The 20,554-nt window shown below is 60.4% G+C and carries 19 protein-coding genes; 9 read left to right on the top strand and 10 right to left on the bottom strand.

Annotation, left to right across the window (positions count from 1 at the left end):
* Positions 1-72: 72 nt before the first annotated feature.
* On the bottom strand, positions 73-1,023 hold the full coding sequence (locus ACYZT7_RS29980; RefSeq protein WP_131060631.1) for a choline ABC transporter substrate-binding protein: 951 nt from the start codon (positions 1,021-1,023) through the stop codon (positions 73-75).
* A gap of 435 nt (positions 1,024-1,458) precedes the next feature.
* Here ACYZT7_RS29980 and ACYZT7_RS29975 point away from each other — a divergent pair, with 435 nt between their 5' ends.
* Both ACYZT7_RS29975 and gbdR read left to right on the top strand, forming a co-directional pair.
* A complete protein-coding gene (locus ACYZT7_RS29975; protein WP_462039278.1) occupies positions 1,459-2,835 on the top strand; it encodes an L-serine ammonia-lyase in 1,377 nt (458 codons plus the stop codon).
* Positions 2,836-3,350: 515 nt separating this feature from the next.
* Entirely contained in the window at positions 3,351-4,454 is a 1,104-nt protein-coding gene (gene gbdR, locus ACYZT7_RS29970; protein WP_046029844.1) for a choline metabolism transcriptional regulator GbdR, read from the top strand.
* An 87-nt stretch (positions 4,455-4,541) separates the two neighbouring features.
* On the opposite strand, the gene ACYZT7_RS29965 is transcribed toward gbdR, so the two are convergent.
* The 6 genes from ACYZT7_RS29965 to choX form a co-directional block, all read right to left on the bottom strand.
* Positions 4,542-4,805, bottom strand: a complete 264-nt coding sequence (locus ACYZT7_RS29965; RefSeq protein ID WP_008151923.1) for a hypothetical protein — start codon at positions 4,803-4,805, stop codon at positions 4,542-4,544.
* 399 nt (positions 4,806-5,204) lie between these two features.
* Positions 5,205-6,368 (bottom strand): gamma-butyrobetaine dioxygenase, encoded by a 1,164-nt coding sequence (locus tag ACYZT7_RS29960; protein WP_462039277.1) that lies wholly within the window; start codon positions 6,366-6,368, stop codon positions 5,205-5,207.
* Between the two features lie 13 nt (positions 6,369-6,381).
* Entirely contained in the window at positions 6,382-6,858 is a 477-nt protein-coding gene (locus ACYZT7_RS29955; RefSeq protein WP_462039276.1) for a thioesterase family protein, read from the bottom strand.
* A gap of 134 nt (positions 6,859-6,992) precedes the next feature.
* Positions 6,993-7,958 (bottom strand): L-carnitine dehydrogenase, encoded by a 966-nt coding sequence (locus ACYZT7_RS29950; protein ID WP_338920995.1) that lies wholly within the window; start codon positions 7,956-7,958, stop codon positions 6,993-6,995.
* 27 nt (positions 7,959-7,985) lie between these two features.
* On the bottom strand, positions 7,986-8,873 hold the full coding sequence (locus tag ACYZT7_RS29945) for a beta-keto acid cleavage family enzyme (RefSeq protein WP_461974997.1): 888 nt from the start codon (positions 8,871-8,873) through the stop codon (positions 7,986-7,988).
* 74 nt (positions 8,874-8,947) lie between these two features.
* Positions 8,948-9,892 carry a choline ABC transporter substrate-binding protein gene (choX, locus tag ACYZT7_RS29940; protein WP_123368590.1) on the bottom strand — a complete coding sequence of 315 codons (945 nt, stop codon included), beginning with the start codon at positions 9,890-9,892 and terminating at the stop codon, positions 8,948-8,950.
* Between the two features lie 209 nt (positions 9,893-10,101).
* Between choX and ACYZT7_RS29935 the strand changes: the two genes are divergently transcribed.
* Positions 10,102-11,061, top strand: a complete 960-nt coding sequence (locus ACYZT7_RS29935; RefSeq protein ID WP_462039275.1) for a GlxA family transcriptional regulator — start codon at positions 10,102-10,104, stop codon at positions 11,059-11,061.
* A 165-nt stretch (positions 11,062-11,226) separates the two neighbouring features.
* Here the strand turns inward: ACYZT7_RS29935 and ACYZT7_RS29930 are convergent, their stop codons facing one another.
* The 3 genes from ACYZT7_RS29930 to ACYZT7_RS29920 all read right to left on the bottom strand — a co-directional run bounded on the left by ACYZT7_RS29930 (position 11,227) and on the right by ACYZT7_RS29920 (position 12,511).
* The gene (locus ACYZT7_RS29930) at positions 11,227-11,643 is read right to left on the bottom strand and encodes a DUF3010 family protein (protein ID WP_462039274.1); all 417 of its coding nucleotides are present in this window, start codon (positions 11,641-11,643) and stop codon (positions 11,227-11,229) included.
* Between the two features lie 32 nt (positions 11,644-11,675).
* Positions 11,676-11,999 (bottom strand): helix-turn-helix domain-containing protein, encoded by a 324-nt coding sequence (locus tag ACYZT7_RS29925; protein ID WP_462039273.1) that lies wholly within the window; start codon positions 11,997-11,999, stop codon positions 11,676-11,678.
* 110 nt (positions 12,000-12,109) lie between these two features.
* Entirely contained in the window at positions 12,110-12,511 is a 402-nt protein-coding gene (locus ACYZT7_RS29920; RefSeq protein WP_462039272.1) for a lysozyme inhibitor LprI family protein, read from the bottom strand.
* A 236-nt stretch (positions 12,512-12,747) separates the two neighbouring features.
* Between ACYZT7_RS29920 and ACYZT7_RS29915 the strand changes: the two genes are divergently transcribed.
* From ACYZT7_RS29915 to etfB, 6 genes are all read left to right on the top strand, one after another.
* Positions 12,748-13,725, top strand: coding sequence for a dipeptidase (locus tag ACYZT7_RS29915; RefSeq protein ID WP_462039271.1), 978 nt, complete (start codon positions 12,748-12,750; stop codon positions 13,723-13,725).
* 78 nt (positions 13,726-13,803) lie between these two features.
* A complete protein-coding gene (locus tag ACYZT7_RS29910; RefSeq protein WP_003194877.1) occupies positions 13,804-14,334 on the top strand; it encodes a DUF5943 domain-containing protein in 531 nt (176 codons plus the stop codon).
* Between the two features lie 15 nt (positions 14,335-14,349).
* Positions 14,350-16,410: a dimethylglycine demethylation protein DgcA gene (gene dgcA, locus ACYZT7_RS29905; protein ID WP_462039270.1), complete on the top strand. Its 2,061-nt coding sequence runs from the start codon at positions 14,350-14,352 to the stop codon at positions 16,408-16,410.
* Between the two features lie 173 nt (positions 16,411-16,583).
* Positions 16,584-18,530: a dimethylglycine demethylation protein DgcB gene (dgcB, locus tag ACYZT7_RS29900; protein WP_462039269.1), complete on the top strand. Its 1,947-nt coding sequence runs from the start codon at positions 16,584-16,586 to the stop codon at positions 18,528-18,530.
* Entirely contained in the window at positions 18,530-19,750 is a 1,221-nt protein-coding gene (gene etfA, locus ACYZT7_RS29895) for an electron transfer flavoprotein subunit alpha (protein WP_462039268.1), read from the top strand. Before dgcB ends, etfA begins: the two co-directional genes overlap by 1 nt.
* 15 nt (positions 19,751-19,765) lie before the next feature.
* Positions 19,766-20,536, top strand: coding sequence for an electron transfer flavoprotein subunit beta (gene etfB, locus ACYZT7_RS29890; RefSeq protein ID WP_462039267.1), 771 nt, complete (start codon positions 19,766-19,768; stop codon positions 20,534-20,536).
* The last annotated feature ends 18 nt before the right edge of the window (positions 20,537-20,554 follow it).

Genomic DNA, 20,554 nt, shown 5'->3' with positions numbered 1-20,554 from the left:
TGAACGTCCGCATGCAAGGAAATAAACAGCCCGGGCGAGCGAACTCGCCCGGCGTAAGCGATGCTTCCTAATTCAAGGCTGCGCGAGCTTGGCTTTCACGGCCTCCAGGCCTGGTTTACCGTCAATGGTGGTCACGCCAGCGAGCCAGGTATCGAGCACCTGTGGATTCTTTTTCAGCCAGGCCTTGGCGGCCGCGTCAGGCTTCATTTTGTCGTCCAGGACGTTGCCCATCAGGGTGCTTTCCATGTCCAGAGTGAACTGCAGGTTTTTCAACAGCTGACCCACGTTGCTGCATTCCTGCGCATAGCCCTTGCGGGTGTTGGTGTAGATGGTTGCCTGGCCGAAGTTGGGGCCGAAATACTCGTCGCCGCCGGTCAGGTACTTCATCTTGAAACGCGTGTTCATCGGGTGTGGTTCCCAGCCCAGGAACACCACGGCGGTGTTGCGCCGCTGGGCGCGATCGACTTGCGAGAGCATGCCTGCCTCGCTGGACTCGACCACCTTGAAGCCGGCGGCTTTCAAGCCGAAGGCGTCCTTGTCGATCATGCTCTGGATCAGACGGTTGCCGTCGTTACCCGGTTCGATGCCGTAGATCTTGCCGTCGAGTTCTTTCTTGAACTTGGCGATGTCGGCGAAATCTTTCAGACCTTTGTTATACAACTCTTCCGGGACGGCGAGTGTGTATTTTGCGTTTTCCAGGTTGGCGCGCAGGGTGTCCACGGTGCCGGCATCGCGGTAGGCCTTGATGTCGTTTTCCATGGTCGGCATCCAGTTACCCAGGAACACGTCCATGTTCTTGCCGTCGGCCAGGGACTTGTAGGTCACCGGTACGGAAATCATCGTGGTTTTGGTCTTGTAGCCGAGGGCATCGAGGACGACGCTGGTGGTGGCGGTGGTGACGGTAATGTCAGTCCAGCCGACATCGGAGAAGTTTACGGTGCTGCATTGAGCCGGTTCGGCGGCTTGAGCCAGAAACGGCAGACTCAGCATGGCGGCCAACAACAACGACGGGGAACCTTTCATGGATGGACTCCTTGGTGTTTTTTTTGGCAGTGTTCCGACTGGACCACCGCACTTATAGGTTGCGGTTGGATGGCGTTTTGGAGACAGCTCTACCACGGCGCCTTGCAATCGAGTCGATACGATCATGTACCAGTGAAAATCTGACGCCTACAGGGTGCGTCGTAACCAGTACAGGGATGGTCGCATCCAGTGTCGGTGACGTCGTTTACAGCTTTTTTCAGCCCCCTTTGACCCTCTGATCCGCAAAAAAACGGCGAAAACGCAGCGTCAAAGCCTCGCGGCGTTGGTGGGCATGAGTGCGTCGGTGTGAGACGTCGAACGACATGATAAAAGCCTGATGATGCGGCCATCTCGGCGGATTGCAGCTTGAGCGTAGCAGCTCCGTCACTGGGCGCTTTTGCGTCTGGAGTTGGCACATCCAGGAGTTCGGCAGTAATGGCTATCAGTGTTTTCGACCTGTTCAAAATCGGCATCGGCCCTTCCAGTTCGCACACCGTGGGGCCTATGCGGGCCGCGGCGTTGTTCGTGCAAGGTTTGCGTGAGCAGGGTCTTTTGGAACAAGTGCGTCGCGTCGAAGTTCAGCTTTATGGTTCGTTGTCGGCCACCGGCATCGGTCACGGCAGCGACAACGCGGTGATCATGGGCCTGATGGGCGAGTGGCCGGATGCGATCGATCCGTCGCAAATCGGCATCCGCATCGAAACCCTGCGCGAAACTCACACGCTGTTGCTCGACGGTCGCTTGTCGGTCCCGTTCATTTGGGCCCGGGACATGCGCCTGATCGACGAAAACCTGCCATTCCATCCCAACGCCATGACCCTGATTGTCGAAGGCGATCACGGCGAACTGCATCGCGACACCTACTATTCCATCGGCGGCGGTTTTGTCGTTGATGAGGCACAGGCATCCAGCGGCGTGGTGGATCTGGATCGCACCGTGCTGCCTTACGACTTCTCCAGTGCCGTCGAGCTGCTCAGCCTCTGCAAGCAGCACAACTTGCGCGTTGCAGAGTTGATGATGGCCAACGAGAAAGTCTGGCGCAGCGAAGAGGAAATCCGCGCTGGCCTGATGACACTCTGGCGCGCCATGCAGGATTGCGTGGAGCAAGGCCTCAAGCACGAAGGCATCTTGCCCGGCGGACTGAATGTGCGCCGTCGCGCAGCCAAGTTGCATCGCAGCCTGCAAGAATTGGGTAAACCCAATGTCATCGGTTCGACATTAAGTGCCATGGAGTGGGTCAACCTGTTCGCCCTGGCGGTCAACGAAGAAAACGCCGCTGGCGGGCGCATGGTCACGGCGCCGACCAATGGCGCGGCGGGGATCATTCCGGCGGTGTTGCACTACTTTATGAAGTTCAGTGAGGTGGTGACCGACGCCAACGTGGTCGACTATTTCCTCAGTGCGGCGGCGGTAGGGATTCTGTGCAAGAAGAACGCTTCGATTTCCGGTGCCGAAGTCGGTTGCCAGGGTGAAGTCGGTTCGGCTTGCGCGATGGCGGCGGCCGGGTTGGCGGAGATCCTCGGCGCCACACCGGAGCAGCTGTGCAACGCGGCGGAAATCGGTCTGGAACACAACCTCGGTCTGACCTGCGACCCGGTGGGCGGGCTGGTGCAAGTGCCGTGCATCGAGCGCAACGCGATTGCCGCGGTGAAAGCCATCAACGCGGCGCAGATGGCGCTGCGTGGTGATGGTCAGCACTTTATCTCCCTGGATCGGGTGATCCGCACGATGCGTGATACCGGCGCCGATATGCATGACAAATATAAAGAGACATCGCGAGGTGGGTTGGCGGTTAGCGCGGTTGAGTGCTGATACCGAGTTGACCCCGTTCGCGGGCAAGCCTCGCTCCTACAGAATCACGCGATCCCTGTAGGAGCGAGGCTTGCCCGCGAAGGCGCCAGACCAGTCAAAACTGCGCGCTAAGTGAACACCGGAATCAAAACACGCCACGTTTTGGCGCGTCGCTTACAGATAAGCGACTAGCCCGAGATCCGGGATCCAAGTTGGCCATTACCGCCTGTCACCTGTGCTTGTGGTGACACTCTCCATTAGGTCGCCGTAGCCCTGTTCCCACAAGTGCTACCGATTTGCTCACGCCCAACGGGGCAGAGCGCCTGCCGCCGACAATGGCACTTATAACCCCTACTCACGGCGCGGCTTATTTAGACGCGCTGCGACGTCGTTTTCAGGAGTTATTGAATGACCATTCAACTTTAGGCATGGCAATTGCTCTGTCATTACAAAGCCCGTCTCCCACGCGAGAACGATGGCAATAACAAGAGCCTCCGCCTGAGGCCACCACCCGCTTTGTGTGAGGAGATACCGCGATGACGACGTTCAACTCCGGGGCTCAACCCCAGAACCGTGCGCCTCAATCCATCGGCTTTTTGCTGCTGGACAATTTCACGCTTATTTCTCTGGCCTCTGCAGTAGAACCCCTGCGTATGGCCAACCAGTTGTCCGGTCGTGAGCTGTATCGCTGGACCACGATCACCGTCGATGGCGGTCAGGTCTGGGCCAGTGATGGCCTGCAGATCACTCCCGACTGTTCCATGCACAAAGCACCCGCCCTGGACACCATCATTGTCTGTGGCGGTATCGGCATCCAGCGCACTGTTACCCGGGAACACGTTTCGTGGCTGCAAAGCCAGGCGCGTCAGTCGCGCCGTCTCGGTGCGGTCTGCACCGGCAGCTGGGCCCTGGCGTGCGCCGGCCTGCTGGATGGTTTCGATTGCAGCGTGCACTGGGAATGTCTGGCCTCGATGCAGGAAGCTTTTCCGCGTGTGGCCATGAGTACGCGTCTGTTCACCCTCGACCGTAACCGTTTCACCAGTTCCGGCGGCACCGCGCCGCTGGACATGATGCTGCACCTGATCAGTCGCGATCACGGTCGTGAACTGTCGGCCGCGATCTCGGAAATGTTCGTCTACGAGCGCATCCGCAACGAGCAGGATCACCAGCGTGTGCCGCTCAAGCACATGCTCGGCACCAACCAGCCGAAGTTGCAGGAAATCGTCGCGCTGATGGAGGCCAACCTGGAAGAGCCGATCGACCTCGACGAACTGGCAGTGTACGTCGCCGTGTCGCGTCGTCAGCTGGAGCGGCTGTTCCAGAAGTACCTGCACTGCTCACCGTCTCGTTACTACCTGAAACTGCGCTTGATCCGTGCTCGGCAACTGCTCAAGCAAACGCCGATGTCGATCATCGAAGTGGCGTCGGTGTGTGGCTTCGTGTCTACGCCGCACTTCTCCAAGTGCTACCGCGAATACTTCGGCATTCCACCGCGTGACGAGCGCGTAGGTTCCAACACCACGCAACAAGTGGCGATGATGCCGCTGCCGCAAGCACTGGTGTTGTCACCGTTGTCCGGGCCGTTGTCGGCGTTGAGTCAGGCGCGCAATGAGTCGACGTTTGCCAGCGTAAGGCTCTAAGACCGAGGCGCCTTCATCGCGAGCAAGCTCGCTCCCACAGGGATATGCGATTCCCTGTGGGAGCGAGCTTGCTCGCGATGGGTTCTATCAGGCGCTACGGCTCTGCTGATACTCCGCCAGCGCGGGCAGCAATTGCTTGTCGATGGCCTGGCGCACGGCCGGCAGGATGGTCGCGCTGCTGGTGTACATCTGCTTGACCATGGTCCGCAGTTCCGTCGCCCGTTCGTTGTTCAAACCCCGTACCGCGCATTCGCAGGCCTGCTCAGCGGTTGCGCCCGGGGGCACTGCAAATCCCAACGCCTTGAGCTGGCCCAACAGGTCTTCCTGGTCAATCAAATCGGCGTACATCATGACGCAATCCTTCTTCAGGGAACGGTGTCGTGATTCGATTCTCATAGGGGCAAGGGGCGTCGGCAAGGACGATTTGTCGCAATGGCCGCAATACCTATGAACAGGTCGTTTTCGGCTAACTTGCGCAGGAGGAGAGTGGGCACACTGGGATCAGCTGGCTTCACGAAGGTTTGGTCACCCTCGCGCAACGGCTCCTCAACAGTACCCACCTCTGCCCCGATCCTGTCACGGCTTGATCGGGGTTTTTTTTTGCCTGTGAATCAGGGATATATGAGGTGTATGGACTGGCGCCATCGCGAGCAAGCTCGCTCCCACAGGGATCTGCAGCGGACACAGTATTTGTGTACGACACAGTTCCAATGTGGGAGCGAGCTTGCTCGCGATGAACGATGACGCGGTTTACCGTTGCAATACGAGGATGCGCGACAACAATTCATCACGGTCGACATAGCAACCCTGAAAATGCCGGGTGCCGGTGGCGGGGTCAAAGGCGTTGCGGGCGTGGAGGGTGCGGCGGTTGTCGAAACACCACATTTCGCCGGGGTTTAACCGCGTCATCACGCGGAATCGCGTTTCCCGGGTCATCGCAATAAAGCGGCGGTAGGCGTGATAGAGCGCGGGCATCTGCTCGACCGACGCATCGAACGGCCCGCGCAGAAAGTTCGCCATGCGGATTTCCGAAACCTGCCCAAAGGCATCCAGTGCGATGATCGGCGCGAGACGGCGGTAGTCGCTGTGGCGGTCTTTGTTGCGGAACTCCACAGGTATTTCGCAAAGGCTTTTGAACGCCTCGGGATCTTCATCGCGCAAGGCTTCGGCAATGGCAAAACCGTCGACGAAAATACTCTCGCCACCCTCGGCGTCATTCACCAGGCAATGCAGAAATTGCAACCCCGGTTGCAACTCCCGGGTCGGCAGGTCGCTGTGCAGCGGCAGGTTGAAAGCGGTGTAGGCATTGCTGTCGGCATCGGCCTTGGATTGCACGTTGAACAGCACGCCAAAATTGCTCTCGCGGACGAACGAAATCCGTTGGGCGATCAGCTTCAACGAGCCCGGCTCGGTGGGCACACCGCGGACCTGAGTCAGGCCGATGTCGCGCACGGCCAGCAGCCATTGCAGCAAGGCGTCGTTGTCGTTCATCAACGCCTGATACTCGAATACCGGCAGCTTCAGGTTGCTGTTCCAGAGCTGGCTTTTGGGCTTGGATGCCCGGCGTTCGGCGCGCGACTCGTCATCGTAGGCGTGGGCCCGCAACCAGCCCGGATCGAAGCGGCTGAGATGCCCGTCCTGCCAATCGACACGCAGGCAGCCTTCGGCATCAATGCTGACGTCCGAGGGCTTCAGGTTTTCGGCGACGTCGACGATTTCCAGCACTTGCTCGCGGGTCACGGTGTAGACGCACAGCGGGCACGGACAGTTGTCTCGCAGCCACTGATGATGAAAGGGGCTGACACGGTCATCGGCCCACTTCGCTTGAATTCGGTCCGCCAGGGTTTGTACGGCGGTCAACGCGCTGATCAACGGGTAGGTACGGAAGTCGGCAAAAGCTGCGGCGGTGTTCATGGCGATCTCCTTGCTATTTTTTAGGGGGTAACGCGATCACTCGGCCAATGTAGTCGGGGGCGGGAAGGTCGGTTTGCTCGGCGACGATGGCTTGCAGCTTGTTCAAGGTGTCTTCGCTGAACGGTGCGGAGCGCGGTCCGGCGAGGTCGACGTGCAGCAGCATTTGCTCGTTGCCCGCCAGCTCCTTGTCATCGCCTATCAAATGCAGGCTGTGATAGAGGTGCAGGCGTTTTTGGTCGTGGCCGATGATTTGGGTGTGCACTTCGACGTCGGCGTCGAGCTTCACTTCGTGCAGGTAATTGAGGTGCAGTTCGAGGGTGAACAGCGAGTTGCCGCTGGCTTCGCGATTGTTGCTGTCCATCCCCAGGCGATCCATCAGCGCGTCGGTGGCGTAGCTGAAGATGAGCAGGTAGAAAGCGTCGCGCAGGTGGCCGTTGTAGTCGACCCAGTCGGGGATGATTTTGGTTTGGTAGGTGGTTAGGGTGGGCATGATGAGGGATCCAAATGGTGTGGTGACTGGATGGCCCCCATCGCGAGCAAGCTCGCTCCCACATTGGATTTGTGAACGACGCAAATCACTGTGGGAGCGAGCTTGCTCGCGATGGGGCCGGTCCTGCTGGCTTATTATTCGCTGAACGCCATCCCATGCTTCTCTTTGGTGGTCTTCACCGCCTCCAGCACCGCCAGCAAGCAATCATCACGATAGCGCTCCAGCGCCGAAATGCTGTGTGTGCCCAACTGATCACTGGTGCCATCCACCACATCATCGATCAACTTGTCGGTCAATTCCGGCGCCGGCAGATACGTCCACGGCAACTGCAACGCTGGCCCGAATTGCGCCATGAAGTGCCGCATGCCCGCATCACCACCCGCCAGGGTGTACGTCAAAAACGTGCCCATGAACGACCAGCGCAGGCCCGCACCAAAACGAATGGCATCGTCGATCTCACCGGTAGTCGCCACACCGTCGTTAACCAGGTGCAGCGCCTCACGCCACAGCGCTTCGAGCAAGCGGTCGGCGATGAAACCGGGTACCTCCTTGCGTACATGCAGCGGACGCATGCCCAGGGATTCATACACTTTCATTGCCGCTTGAACGGCTTCGGGAGCGGTGTTTTTGCCACCCACCACTTCCACCAGCGGCAGCAGATAAACCGGGTTGAACGGGTGGCCGACAACGCAGCGTTCCGGATGCGTCGAACTCTCGTAGAACTCGCTCGGTAACAGGCCGGAAGTACTGGAGCCGATCAGTGCATTCGGCTTGGCCGCGGCGCTGATTTTGCTGTGCAGTTCCAGTTTCAGGTCCAGACGCTCAGGGGCGCTTTCCTGAATGAAATCCGCGTCGCGAACGCATTCTTCAATGGTGGCGACAAAGCGCAACCGGTCCTGCGATGCGCCCGGCGCCAGGCCTTGTTTCTCCAGCGCTCCCCAGGCATTGGCGACGCGTTTGCGCAGGGCTGCTTCGGCGCCGGGTGCCGGGTCCCAGGCCACCACGTCGAGGCCGTGGGCGAGGGCGCGGGACACCCAGCCGCTGCCAATGACACCGCTGCCCAGGGCGGCGAAGGTTTTGATTTCAGTGATAAAAGTCATGGCAATTCCTGAAGTTGAAAAGGTCGATTAACCGCGCTTGGTCAGGCCCATTTTTGCCCGCCCTTCAGCTGGCGTCAGAACGCGGGCGCCGAGGCGGCTGAGGATCTCCGAGGCGCGTTCGACCAGTTGGCCGTTGGTCGCCAGTACGCCCTTGTCCAGCCAGATGTTGTCTTCCAGGCCGACCCGCACGTTGCCGCCGAGCAGCACCGCTTGTGCAGCCATCGGCATTTGCATGCGACCGATGCCGAACCCGGCCCAGACCGCATTGGCGGGCAGGTTGTCGACCATGGCTTTCATGGTGGTGGTGTCGGCCGGCGCGCCCCACGGGATGCCCAGGCAGAGTTGGAACAGCGGGTCGTCGAGTAACCCTTCCTTGATCATCTGCTTGGCAAACCACAGATGGCCGGTGTCGAAGATTTCCAGCTCGGCCTTCACGCCCAGCTCTTGAATTCGCTTCGCGCCGGAACGAAGTTGCGCCGGGGTGGAAACGTAAATGGTGTCCCCGTCGCCGAAGTTCAGGGTGCCGCAATCGAGGGTGCAGATTTCCGGCAGCAGTTCTTCAACGTGAGCCAGACGGGTCAGCGGGCCGACCAGGTCAGTGTTCGGTCCGAACTCCATCGGGTTCTCGCCCGCGCCGATTTCCAGGTCGCCGCCCATGCCGGCGGTGAGGTTGACGATGATGTCGACGTCCGCCTCGCGGATGCGCTCCATCACTTCGCGATACAGCGCTACATCACGGCTGAATTTGCCGGTTTCGGGGTTGCGCACGTGGCAGTGGACCACGGTGGCGCCAGCCTTGGCGGCTTCCACGGCGGCCGCGGCGATTTGTTTCGGGGTGACCGGCACGTGTGGGCTTCTGGCGGTCGTGTCGCCAGCACCGGTGAGTGCGCAGGTGATGATGACGTCGTGGTTCATGAGGCGGGTTCCTTGCAGGCGTGATAATTCCGATCGCAGCCCGGTCGGGCTGCGAGTCGGTGGTTCAATCGGGTTTATTTGGTGGTCAGTTGCAGGTTTTCAGCCGCCGGTTTGCCATCGAAGGTGGTCACGCCTTCGAGCCAGCGTTGCTTGTCTTGCGGGTGATCTTTCAGCCATTGCTTGGCCGATTCGAAAGCGTCTTTGTGATCCAGCAGCGGCTGCATCATCCGGCTCTCGTCTTCAGCGGTGTACGTCAGGTTGCTCAGCAAACGACCGATGTTCGGGCATTGTTCGGCGTATTTCGGTGCGGTGACGGTCCAGACCGTGGCCATGCCTTCGTTCGGGCCCAGGGCGTCGTCGCTGCCGGTGAGGTACGTCATCTTCACGTTGACGTTCATCGGATGCGGCGCCCAACCGAAGAACACCACGGCCTCTTTGCGTCGCACGGCGCGATCCACCGCCGCGAGCATGCCGGCCTCACTGGACTCGACCAACTGGAACTTGCCGAGGCCAAACTGGTTCTTGGCGATCATCGCCTTGATCTGGGTATTGGCCCCCGAGCCAGGCTCGATGCCGTAGATTTTGCCGCCCAGTTCCTTTTCAAACTTGGCGATGTCGGCAAAGGTTTTCAGGCCCTTGTCGGCGAGGTAGGTCGGTACGGCGAGCGTGGCGCGGGCGTCTTTCAGGCTTGGCGCCTCAAGCACCTTGACCTGATTGGCCGCGACGAACGGGGTGATGGTCTGGGTCATCAGCGGGTTCCAGTAGCCCAGGAACAAGTCCAGGCGCTGGTCGCGGATCCCGGCGAAGATGATTTGCTGGGACGCGCTGGTTTGTTTGGTGTTGTAGCCGAGGCCATCGAGCAGGACTTGGGTCATGGCGCTGGTGGCGATCACGTCGGTCCAGTTCACTACGCCCATGCGCACGTTCTGGCATGAAGCAGGTTCGGCCGCCATGACGCTGGCGCTCAAGAAAGCGGTACCGCTGAGTGCAAGAACACAGCTGCTGATCAGTCGTTTCATGTCGGGTTCCTCGGCAGGTCGTTATTGTGGGTCCGGTCGTCTTTGTGCGCCGGTGATGCCAAGTTACGCAGCTTGAGGCCCGCTAAAGCGCACTGCGGCGACCAGCTCTTGCACTGCAGCGACCTGTGCTCTTGAATGCCTCTCGCAAGTGGCGTATCAACGTCCACACGCTTCCCGCCCTCTCGTTACCTGCCAGTCGAGTGCGCTCCATGTCCCAGGATTTCTACTTCATGTTGATGCCGGGTTTCTCGGCCATCGGTTTCATCTCGGCCATCGAGCCGCTGCGGGTCGCCAATCGCTTTCGTGGCGAGTTGTACCGCTGGCATGTGCTCAGTGCGGACGGCGGGGCGGTGCTGGCCAGCAACGGCATGTCGGTCAACGCCGATGCGGCGCTGGAACCGCTGAAGAAAGGTGCGACATTGCTGGTGGTCGCCGGCTTCGAACCGCTGAAATTCGCCACGCCGGCGCTGGAACACTGGCTGCGCCGGCTGGACAACGAAGGCGTGACCCTCGGCGCCATCGACACCGGCAGCTTCATCCTCGCCGAAGCCGGCCTGCTCGACGGCCATCGCCTGACCCTGCACTGGGAAGCCATCGACGCGTTCAAGGAGTCCTATCCGCAGCTCAGCGTCACCCAGGAGTTGTTCGAGATCGACCGCCGGCGCATTACCTCCGCCGGCGGCACCGCGTCCATCGACCTGATGCTCGACCTCATCAGCCAGGCCCACGGCCCGGAACTGGCGATCCAGGTCAGCGAACAGTTCGTACTGGGGCGCATCCGCCCGCGCAAAGACCACCAGCGCATGGAAGTGGCCACGCGTTATGGCATCAGCAACAAGAAACTGGTGCAGGTGATTGGGGAGATGGAGCAGCACAGCGAACCGCCGCTGAGCACGCTGGAATTGGCCGAATCGATCAAGGTGACGCGACGGCAGTTGGAGCGATTGTTTCGGTTGCACTTGAACGACACACCGAGCAATTTCTACCTGCGCTTGCGGCTGGAGAAGGCGCGGCAGTTGCTGCGCCAGACCGACATGAGCGTGCTGGAAGTGAGCATCGCGTGCGGGTTTGAATCACCGTCGTATTTCACCCGTAGTTATCGGGCGCGGTTTGAACGGTGTCCGCGGGAAGATCGACGGCGGTTGGGAGATGGCCGGGAACTGGTCTAAGCGCAGATTTCGACAGCAATAGAAAACCCTGTGGGAGCGAGCTTGGTCCGGGCGGCGTTCCGACGATAGCGGTGTATCAGACACATAAATGTTGACTGTTGCGACGCCATCGTCGGAACGCCGCCCGGACCAAGCTCGCTCCCACAGTTCTGATCTGCAGCAGTCTTACTTCTTCATCAGGCCGGAACACGCCGCTTTGTAAGCCTCATGCTGATACTTGTTCAGCGTCCCCGGTAGCTCAAAGTCGAACTTTTTGTTCTGCGCATTGATGGTCTGTGGCGACAACAACGTGACCTCGCAATTTTCCAGCAACTGGAAAACACCCTCGATCTTGAACGTGGTTGGCCCACCGGCAAATTCGCCTTTCTTGCTGCGTTTCTTGATCGCGATCCGGTCGATGGAGTTCTCGCGTACAAACGACGCTACCTGAGCGGCGAAGACTTTGACGTTGGCGGCTTCGTCGTCATCGTCGAGGGCGATTTTCTTGGTGGCCAGGGCGACATGGCTCAGGACCTGATCGTCGAGGGAGGCCACGGCGATGATCGCTTCGCTGCCTTTGATTTCGATGCCGCAGATTTTCATGTAAATCCCTTTCCTTGTTGGTGGAGTGCAGCTTACAGCTCGAGTTGATTGGGCTTGATGCCAAAAGCTGCGGCGATTTTTTCGCGAGTGGCCTTGCGGGGCTTGGCAACAGTCTCCTGCTGGGCGAAGGCCGGTTGGGAGATGCCCATGCGTTTGGCCACTTCATCCTGTGTAAGGTTCAAGTGTTCACGCCAGGCACGAATAGGCGTTGCGCCGTCGACGATGCGGCTGACCACCTCGTGAGGGATCAGATCGGGTTCTATCTTCAGCGCGACGTATTGCGCGTAGGGAATGACCACAAAAGCGGGATTCCCATCTGCGTCATTGATGATCTGAACGTCAGTAGGTGCGTTCATCGTGTTTTTGGTCTCTCGAATATAAGTCTTTTATAAGATTACGAATCTTTACTTATATTTCGCTGTCGGCCAATTAACGAAGCATGTCGGGATGTTGCCCGACCACAACATCACTCCTGCCCAATCGACTCCAAAAACTCCGACCGCTCGTCACTCATCCGCGCCACACAATCATTCTGCGCAATCGTGAACGCCTTGCTGCCGCTCGTCGCCGGAAACGCCTCAACCGCGCAATCCGCATCCCGGGTCTTCAGCCATTGCTGTTGTGCGGCCTTGAGCTTGGCGGTGATGTCGGTCAGTTGCGCCGGGTTCTTGCCGTAGAGCGTTTGCATGCGCTCGGTCAGGCTGTTGTAGTTCTCTTTCAGCAGGTCTTCGGCGGTGGTTCTGCTGTAGACCGAGCATTCCAGGGTCTGGACCTCGTTTTCGACTTTGTCGCAGGGGTTGTCGTCGGCCTCTTCAGCCGCGTGTACGCCGGTCGCTATCAGTGCCAAAGCCAGGAAGATCGATTTCATTGCGCCGCCGCCCCTTTTTCCAGTAAAGCATCCAGTAATGGTGCGAATTCTGGCCCATGCGCAGGCCCTTGAACAGGTGGCCCAGGACGTCCGACGATGACCCTTTGTCGCAGATTGACGCTTTCGGCAAACCCCCTGTCGTTTTTGCACCCGGCTACCCCGTCCCTCAGGCATATGCTGGCCCCAAAGCGCCGACACACGATTCGGCGCATGAATCGCTAATAGGGGACAGCCTGATGAGCCCAGCCGAATTGCACGCCGACAGCATCGTTATCGACGGTCTGATTATTGCCAAGTGGAACCGTGAGCTGTTCGAAGACATGCGCAAGGGCGGTCTGACCGCGGCCAACTGCACCGTGTCGGTGTGGGAGGGCTTCCAGGCCACCGTTAACAACATCGCCGCCAGCCAGAAGCTGATCCGCGAAAACAGCGATCTGGTGATTCTAGTGCGCACCACCGCCGATATCCGCAAGGCCAAAGAGCAGGGCAAGACCGGCATCCTCTTCGGCTTCCAGAATGCTCACGCCTTTGAAGACCAGATCGGTTATGTCGAGGTCTTCAAGCAGCTGGGCGTCGGTATCGTGCAGATGTGCTACAACACCCAGAACCTGGTCGGTACCGGTTGCTACGAGCGTGATGGCGGCCTGTCGGGCTTCGGTCGTGAAATCGTCGCCGAGATGAACCGTGTCGGCGTTATGTGCGACCTGTCCCACGTAGGTTCGAAAACCTCCGAAGAAGTCATCCTCGAATCCAAGAAGCCGGTCTGCTACTCCCACTGCCTGCCGTCGGGTCTGAAAATTCACCCGCGCAACAAATCCGATGAAGAACTGAAGTTCATCGCCGATCACGGCGGTTTCGTCGGCGTGACCATGTTCGCGCCGTTCCTGGCCAAGGGCATCGATTCGACCATCGACGATTACGCCGAAGCCATCGAATACACCATGAACATCGTCGGCGAAGACGCCATCGGTATCGGCACCGACTTCACCCAGGGCCATGGCCAGGACTTCTTCGAATACCTGACCCATGACAAGGGCTACGCCCGCCGCCTGACCAGCTTCGGCAAGATCATCAACCCGCTGGGCATCCGCACCGTCGGCGAGTTCCCGAACCTGACCGAAACCCTGCTCAAGCGCGGCCATCCCGAGCGCGTGGTCCGCAAGATCATGGGTGAGAACTGGGTCAACGTCTTGAAGGACGTCTGGGGCGAGTAAGCCACAGCACCTCTGAATCCTTTCCCCCGGCCGTCCGCGCCGGGGGCAACACCACGAATTTTCTGGAGTTAAGTTTCCATGGCCAAGATCGCCCCGCAATTGCCAATCGAAGTCGACAGCGAAACCGGTGTCTGGACCTCCGACGCCCTGCCAATGCTGTATGTGCCGCGTCACTTCTTCGTCAACAACCACATGGGCATCGAGGAAGTGCTGGGCGCCGACGCCTACGCCGAAATTCTCTACAAGGCCGGCTATAAATCCGCCTGGCACTGGTGTGAAAAAGAAGCTGAGTGCCACGGCCTGGAAGGCGTTGCGGTGTTCGAGCACTACATGAAGCGCCTGTCGCAACGCGGCTGGGGCCTGTTCAAGATCCAGGACATCGACCTCGACAAAGGCACCGCCAGCGTCAAGCTCGAACACTCGGCGTTCGTCTACGTGTACGGCAAGGTCGGACGTAAGGTCGACTACATGTTCACCGGCTGGTTTGCCGGTGCCATGGACCAGATTCTGCAAGCCCGCGGCAGCAACATTCGCACGGTTGCCGAACAAGTCTACGGTGGCTCCGAAGAAGGCCACGACGACGGTTTGTTCACCGTCAAGCCGTTGTAAGTCGAGGACCCCGCCATGGCTTTCGAAGCAATGTTCCAGCCGATCCAGATCGGCAAACTGACCATCCGTAACCGCGTGCTCAGCACCGCGCACGCCGAGGTCTACGCCACCGACGGCGGCATGACCACCGACCGGTACGTCAAGTATTACGAAGAGAAAGCCAAGGGCGGGATCGGCCTGGCGATCTGCGGCGGTTCCTCCAGCGTGGCCATCGACAGTCCGCAGGGCTGGTGGAAGTCGGTCAACCTGGCCGACGACCGGATCATTCCGCACTTCCAGAATCTGGCCGATGCCATGCACAAGCATGGCGCCAAGATCATGATCCAGATTACCCACATGGGCCGTCGTTCCCGTTGGGACGGCGAGCATTGGCCAACCCTGCTGTCGCCTTCGGGCATCCGTGAACCGGTGCACCGTGCGACCTGCAAAACCATCGAGCCTGAAGAAATCTGGCGGGTAATCGGCAACTACGCCACTGCGGCTGGCCGCGCCAAGGCCGGTGGCCTGGACGGCGTCGAACTGTCGGCAGTGCACCAGCACATGATCGACCAGTTCTGGAGCCCGCGGGTCAACAAGCGTACTGACGAATGGGGCGGCAGTTTCGAGAACCGCATGCGTTTCGGCCTGGAAGTGATCAAGGCTGTGCGGGCTGAAGTCGGCCCGGATTTCTGCGTCGGCATCCGTCTGTGCGGTGACGAATTCCACCCGGACGGCTTGTCCCACGAGGACATGAAGCAGATCGCCAAGTACTACGACGACACTGGCATGATCGACTTCATCGGTGTCGTGGGCTCAGGTTGCGACACCCACAACACCCTGGCCAACGTTATTCCGAACATGAGTTATCCACCGGAGCCGTTCCTGCACCTGGCTGCCGGTATCAAAGAAGTGGTCAAGGCCCCTGTTTTGCACGCGCAGAACATCAAGGACCCGAACCAGGCGACCCGTATTCTGGAAGGCGGCTACGTGGACATGGTCGGCATGACCCGCGCCCACATCGCCGACCCGCACCTGATCGCCAAGATCAAAATGGGTCAGGTCGACCAGATCAAACAATGCGTCGGCGCAAACTACTGCATCGACCGTCAGTACCAGGGCCTGGACGTCCTGTGCATCCAGAACGCCGCGACCTCCCGTGAATACATGGGCGTGCCGCACATCATCGAGAAGTCGAGCGGTGTGAAGCGCAAAGTTGTGGTGGTCGGTGCCGGCCCTGCCGGGATGGAAGCCGCTCGCGTGTCCGCCGAACGTGGCCACGACGTGACCCTGTTCGAGAAAAAAGAGTTCATCGGCGGGCAGATCACCACTGCCTCGAAAGCGCCACAGCGTGACCAGATTGCCGGCATCACTCGCTGGTTCCAGCTTGAGCTGGCGCGTTTGAAAGTCGACCTGCGCCTGGGCGTGGCGGCCGATGCGGCAACTATTCTGGACTTGCGTCCGGACGTGGTGGTGCTCGCCGTCGGCGGTCATCCATTCCTGGAGCAGAACGAACATTGGGGCGCGGCTGAAGGCCTGGTGGTCAGTAGCTGGGACATCCTCGATGGCAAGGTCGCACCGGGCAAGAATGTGCTGGTCTACGACACCATTTGCGAATTCACCGGTATGTCGACCGCCGACTTCCTCGCCGACAAGGGCAGCCAGGTCGAGATCGTCACCGACGACATCAAACCGGGCGTAGCGATTGGCGGCACCTCGTTCCCGACGTACTACCGCAGCATGTACCCCAAAGAAGTGATCATGACCGGGGACATGATGCTGGAGAAGGTCTACCGCGAAGGCGACAAGCTGGTGGCGGTGCTGGAAAACGAATACACCGGCGCCAAAGAGGAGCGGGTGGTGGACCAGGTCGTCGTCGAAAACGGCGTACGTCCGGACGAAGAAATCTACTACGCCCTGAAGGAAGGTTCGCGCAACAAAGGCCAGATGGACATCGAAGCCCTGTTCGCGATCAAGCCGCAACCTTCGCTGAGCCAGGCGGGTGACGGTTACTTGCTGTTCCGCATCGGCGACTGCGTCGCCCAGCGCAACACCCACGCGGCGATCTACGACGCCCTGCGGTTGTGCAAGGATTTCTAAGAGCTTGTGGATAACCCTGTAGGAGCGAGGCTTGCCCGCGAAGGCCGACTGACATTCAACATTGACGTCGGCTGATCCATCGCCTTCGCGGGCAAGCCTCGCTCCTACAGGGATTCGAGCAAGGCATCCAGGTAGTTTGGCCTGCAAGACCCTGCGGTCTTTGGGAGCTCCACATGTTGAACACCCTTCTTCCAATCCTGTTGTTCGCAGCCACCGGACTTGCTGTCCTGGGCGCGTTGCGGCGGGTGGCTATGTGGCGCCGAGGTCGAGCTTCGAAAGTCGACCTGATCGGCGGCCTGTTCGCCATGCCCAAGCGCTACATGGTCGACTTGCACCATGTCGTCGCGCGGGACAAATACATCGCCAACACTCACGTCGCCACGGCTGGCGGTGCGGTGGCGTCGATGGTGCTGGCGATTCTGGTTCACGGTTTCGGCCTGCACAGTCGCATTCTCGGTGTTGCCCTGTTGATTGCTTCGGCGGTGATGTTCGTCGGTGCGATTTTCATGTTTCTGCGCCGTCGCAACCCACCGGCTCGCCTGTCCAAAGGGCCATGGATGCGCCTGCCGAAAAGCCTGTTGGCGTTCTCTGCGAGCTTCTTCCTGTTGACCCTGCCGGTGGCGGGCATCCTTCCGGAAAACTTCGGTGGTTGGGTGCTGGCTGCGATCCTCGGCGTCGGTGTGCTGTGGGGCGTCAGCGAACTGTTCTTCGGCATGACTTGGGGCGGGCCAATGAAGCACGCCTTCGCCGGTGCCCTGCACCTGGCCTGGCACCGTCGCGCCGAACGTTTTGGCGGCGGTCGTTCCACCGGTTTGAAACCACTGGACCTGAACGATCCGACCGCGCCACTGGGCGTGGAAAAACCCAAGGATTTCACCTGGAACCAACTGCTCGGCTTCGACGCCTGCGTGCAGTGCGGTAAGTGCGAAGCCGCGTGCCCGGCGTTCGCCGCCGGCCAGCCGCTGAACCCGAAAAAACTGATTCAGGACATGGTGGTCGGCCTTGCCGGTGGCACCGACGCCAAGTTCGCTGGCAGCCCATATCCTGGGAAGCCAATCGGCGAGCACGCCGGCAACCCGCATCAACCGATCGTCAACGGTCTGGTGGACGCCGAGACTCTTTGGTCCTGCACCACCTGTCGCGCCTGCGTCGAGGAGTGCCCGATGATGATCGAGCACGTCGACGCCATCGTCGACATGCGCCGTCACCTGACTCTGGAAAAAGGCGCGACCCCGAACAAAGGTGCCGAAGTCCTCGAAAACCTGATCGCCACCGACAACCCTGGCGGTTTCGCGCCGGGCGGGCGGATGAACTGGGCGGCGGATTTGAACCTGAACCTGCTCAGCGAGAAGAAATCGGTCGACGTGCTGTTCTGGGTCGGCGACGGTGCCTTCGACATGCGCAACCAGCGCACCTTGCGCGCCTTCGTCAAAGTGCTGAAAGCAGCCAAGGTCGACTTCGCCGTACTGGGCCTCGAAGAACGCGACAGCGGTGACGTGGCCCGACGTCTGGGCGATGAAGCGACGTTCCAGTTGTTGGCCAAACGCAACATCCAGACCCTGGCCAAATACAGCTTCAACCGCATCGTCACCTGCGATCCGCATAGCTTCCACGTGCTGAAAAACGAGTACGGCGCCTTCGACGGCAACTACCTCGTGCAGCACCACAGCACCTACATGGCCGAAATCATCGGCGCTGGCGCCCTGAATCTCGGCCAGCACAAAGGCAGCAGCGTGACCTATCACGACCCGTGCTACCTCGGCCGTTACAACGGCGAATACGAGGCACCGCGTGAAGTACTGCGCGCCCTCGGGATCGAGATCAAGGAAATGCAACGCTCCGGTTTCCGCTCGCGCTGCTGCGGCGGTGGCGGCGGTGCGCCGATTACCGACATTCCAGGCAAACAACGGATCCCCGACATGCGCATGGAAGACATCCGCGAAACCGGCGCCGAACTGGTGGCTGTGGGTTGTCCACAATGCACTGCGATGCTCGAAGGCGTGGTCGAACCGCGACCGCTGATCAAGGACATCGCCGAACTGGTGGCGGACGCGTTGCTTGAAGACGCTGCGCCTAAGCCGACCACACCGGCCCAACGTGAACCTGCGGAGGCCCACTGATGAGCGACATTATCCGCCGCGACCCACGCGCCGAATGGATCGCCCGCAACCGTCTGCACCCGCTGCACGCAGCCATGCAACCGGCGCAGCACAGCTGGATGGGACCTAATGGCATCATCCGCAAGAATCCCCATGGCATCGGTTTTATCGGCCCCAACGGCATCAAACGGATCGACCGCAGCGGCGCTCAACAGGGCGGGGCGAGCAAACGCTCGGCCGCGGTTGAAGTGCAATTGCCGCTGCACCAAGTGCCGCAACCTGCGTTTTACATCAGCGTGGTGCCGGACATGGTCGGCGGCCGCTTGAGCAGCCACGACCGCGACTTGCTCGGTCTGGCTCATCAGTTGGCCGGCAACGACGGTGCCGTGTTGGCCGTGGTCTTCGGCGAACACAAGGAAAACGCATTCGCTACGGCGGGCGTCGACCGCTTGCTGGTATTGGAAGGCGACGAATTCAGCGGTTATGCACCGGAACAACGAGTCCAGGGCCTGCGGGCTGTGGATAACCAGTTCAGCCCGCGTCACTGGTTACTGCCGGACAGCCGCAGCGGGGGGGGTGAACTCGGTCGACGCTTTGCCGCAGCACTGGGCGAACGCCCGGCCACGCGAGTCTGGCAGGTCAAGGATCAGGAATGCATCGGCCGCGCCGGTGCGGGTTTGCAAGACCTTGCGCGCCCGGTCGCTCGGTTGATTCTGGCCGCCGTCGAATGCGCCGAACCGGTCAGCGAAACCCGTCACGAAGCCTTGCCGGTGGAGTTATCCACAACGGTGGCGCGCAGTCTCTCGCGCATCGAGGATTTGGGCGCAGTGGCAGTGGACCCGGCGGCGATTCCGATGGCCGAAGCCGAATTCATCTTCTCCGGCGGCAACGGGGTCAAGGACTGGGGACTTTTCCACAGGACCGCCGAAGCGCTGGGCGCTACCGAAGGCGCGTCCCGAGTGGCGGTGGACGATGGCTTCATGGCGCGCGACCGTCAGGTCGGTGCGTCCGGCACCTGGGTTACCGCGCGGGTTTACGTGGCGGTGGGGATTTCCGGGGCGATCCAGCACCTGCAAGGCATCGGTGCCTGCGACAAGGTGGTGGCGATCAACCTCGATCCTGGCTGCGACATGATCAAACGGGCCGACCTGTCGGTGATCGGCGAGAGCGCCGAGATTCTTCAAGCCTTGATCGATGCGGTAGAGGCTTACCGCAATGAAGCCAAGCGCGATGCGGCTTAAGGAAAGGAAAGGGTTATGAGCACGAAAATCATCAGCCTGGTGTCCATCGGCGCCCACCCGACCTCCGGCCGGCCACGTCGCGCGGAGCAGGATGCGCGGGCGGTGGAGCTGGGTCTGCAACTGGCTGGGGATAACCTGCAAGTGCTGCATGCCGGCGATGTTGCGGAACCAGCGCTACGCGCGTATCTGGGCATGGGCCTGGAACAACTGCATGTGCTTGAGCAACCGGAAGGCGCCGATGCACTGCCGGCATTGACCGCGTATTTGCGTGATGCCGGGGCTCAGGTTGTGCTGACCGGCAGCCAGGCGGAAACCGGCGAAGGCTCGGGAATGTTGCCGTTCCTGCTGGCGGAAAATCTGGGCTGGCCGCTAGTCATAGGGCTGGCTCAAGTTGAATCCATCGATGGCGGTTCGGCGCTGGTGCTGCAAGCCTTGCCACGTGGTCAACGCCGTCGTCTGAAAGTGCGGCTACCGTTTCTCGCCACTGTGGATAACGCTGCGCCGAAACCTCGGCAGAGCGCTTACGGCCCGGCCCGACGCGGGGTGTTGCAGGCGGATGAAGTCGAAGTGATCGACGATGAACTGCTGGCGCTCGCCACCCTGCAACCGGCCAAGCCACGGCCTAAACGCTTGAAGGTGATCAAGGCCAAGAGTGGCGCGGACCGGATGAAAGCCGCGACGGCCAAGGCCAGCGGTGGAGGCGGACAAGTGCTGAAAGGGTTGAGTGCGGAGGCTGGGGCTGAAGCGATTCTCAAGTTGTTGATCGAAGAAGGCGTCGTCCGCTAACGGTCCTGTGGAGCCCGG

It is taken from the genome of Pseudomonas sp. RT4P38 (assembly GCF_054897765.1).
This window is presented reverse-complemented; position numbering and strand designations above follow the sequence as displayed.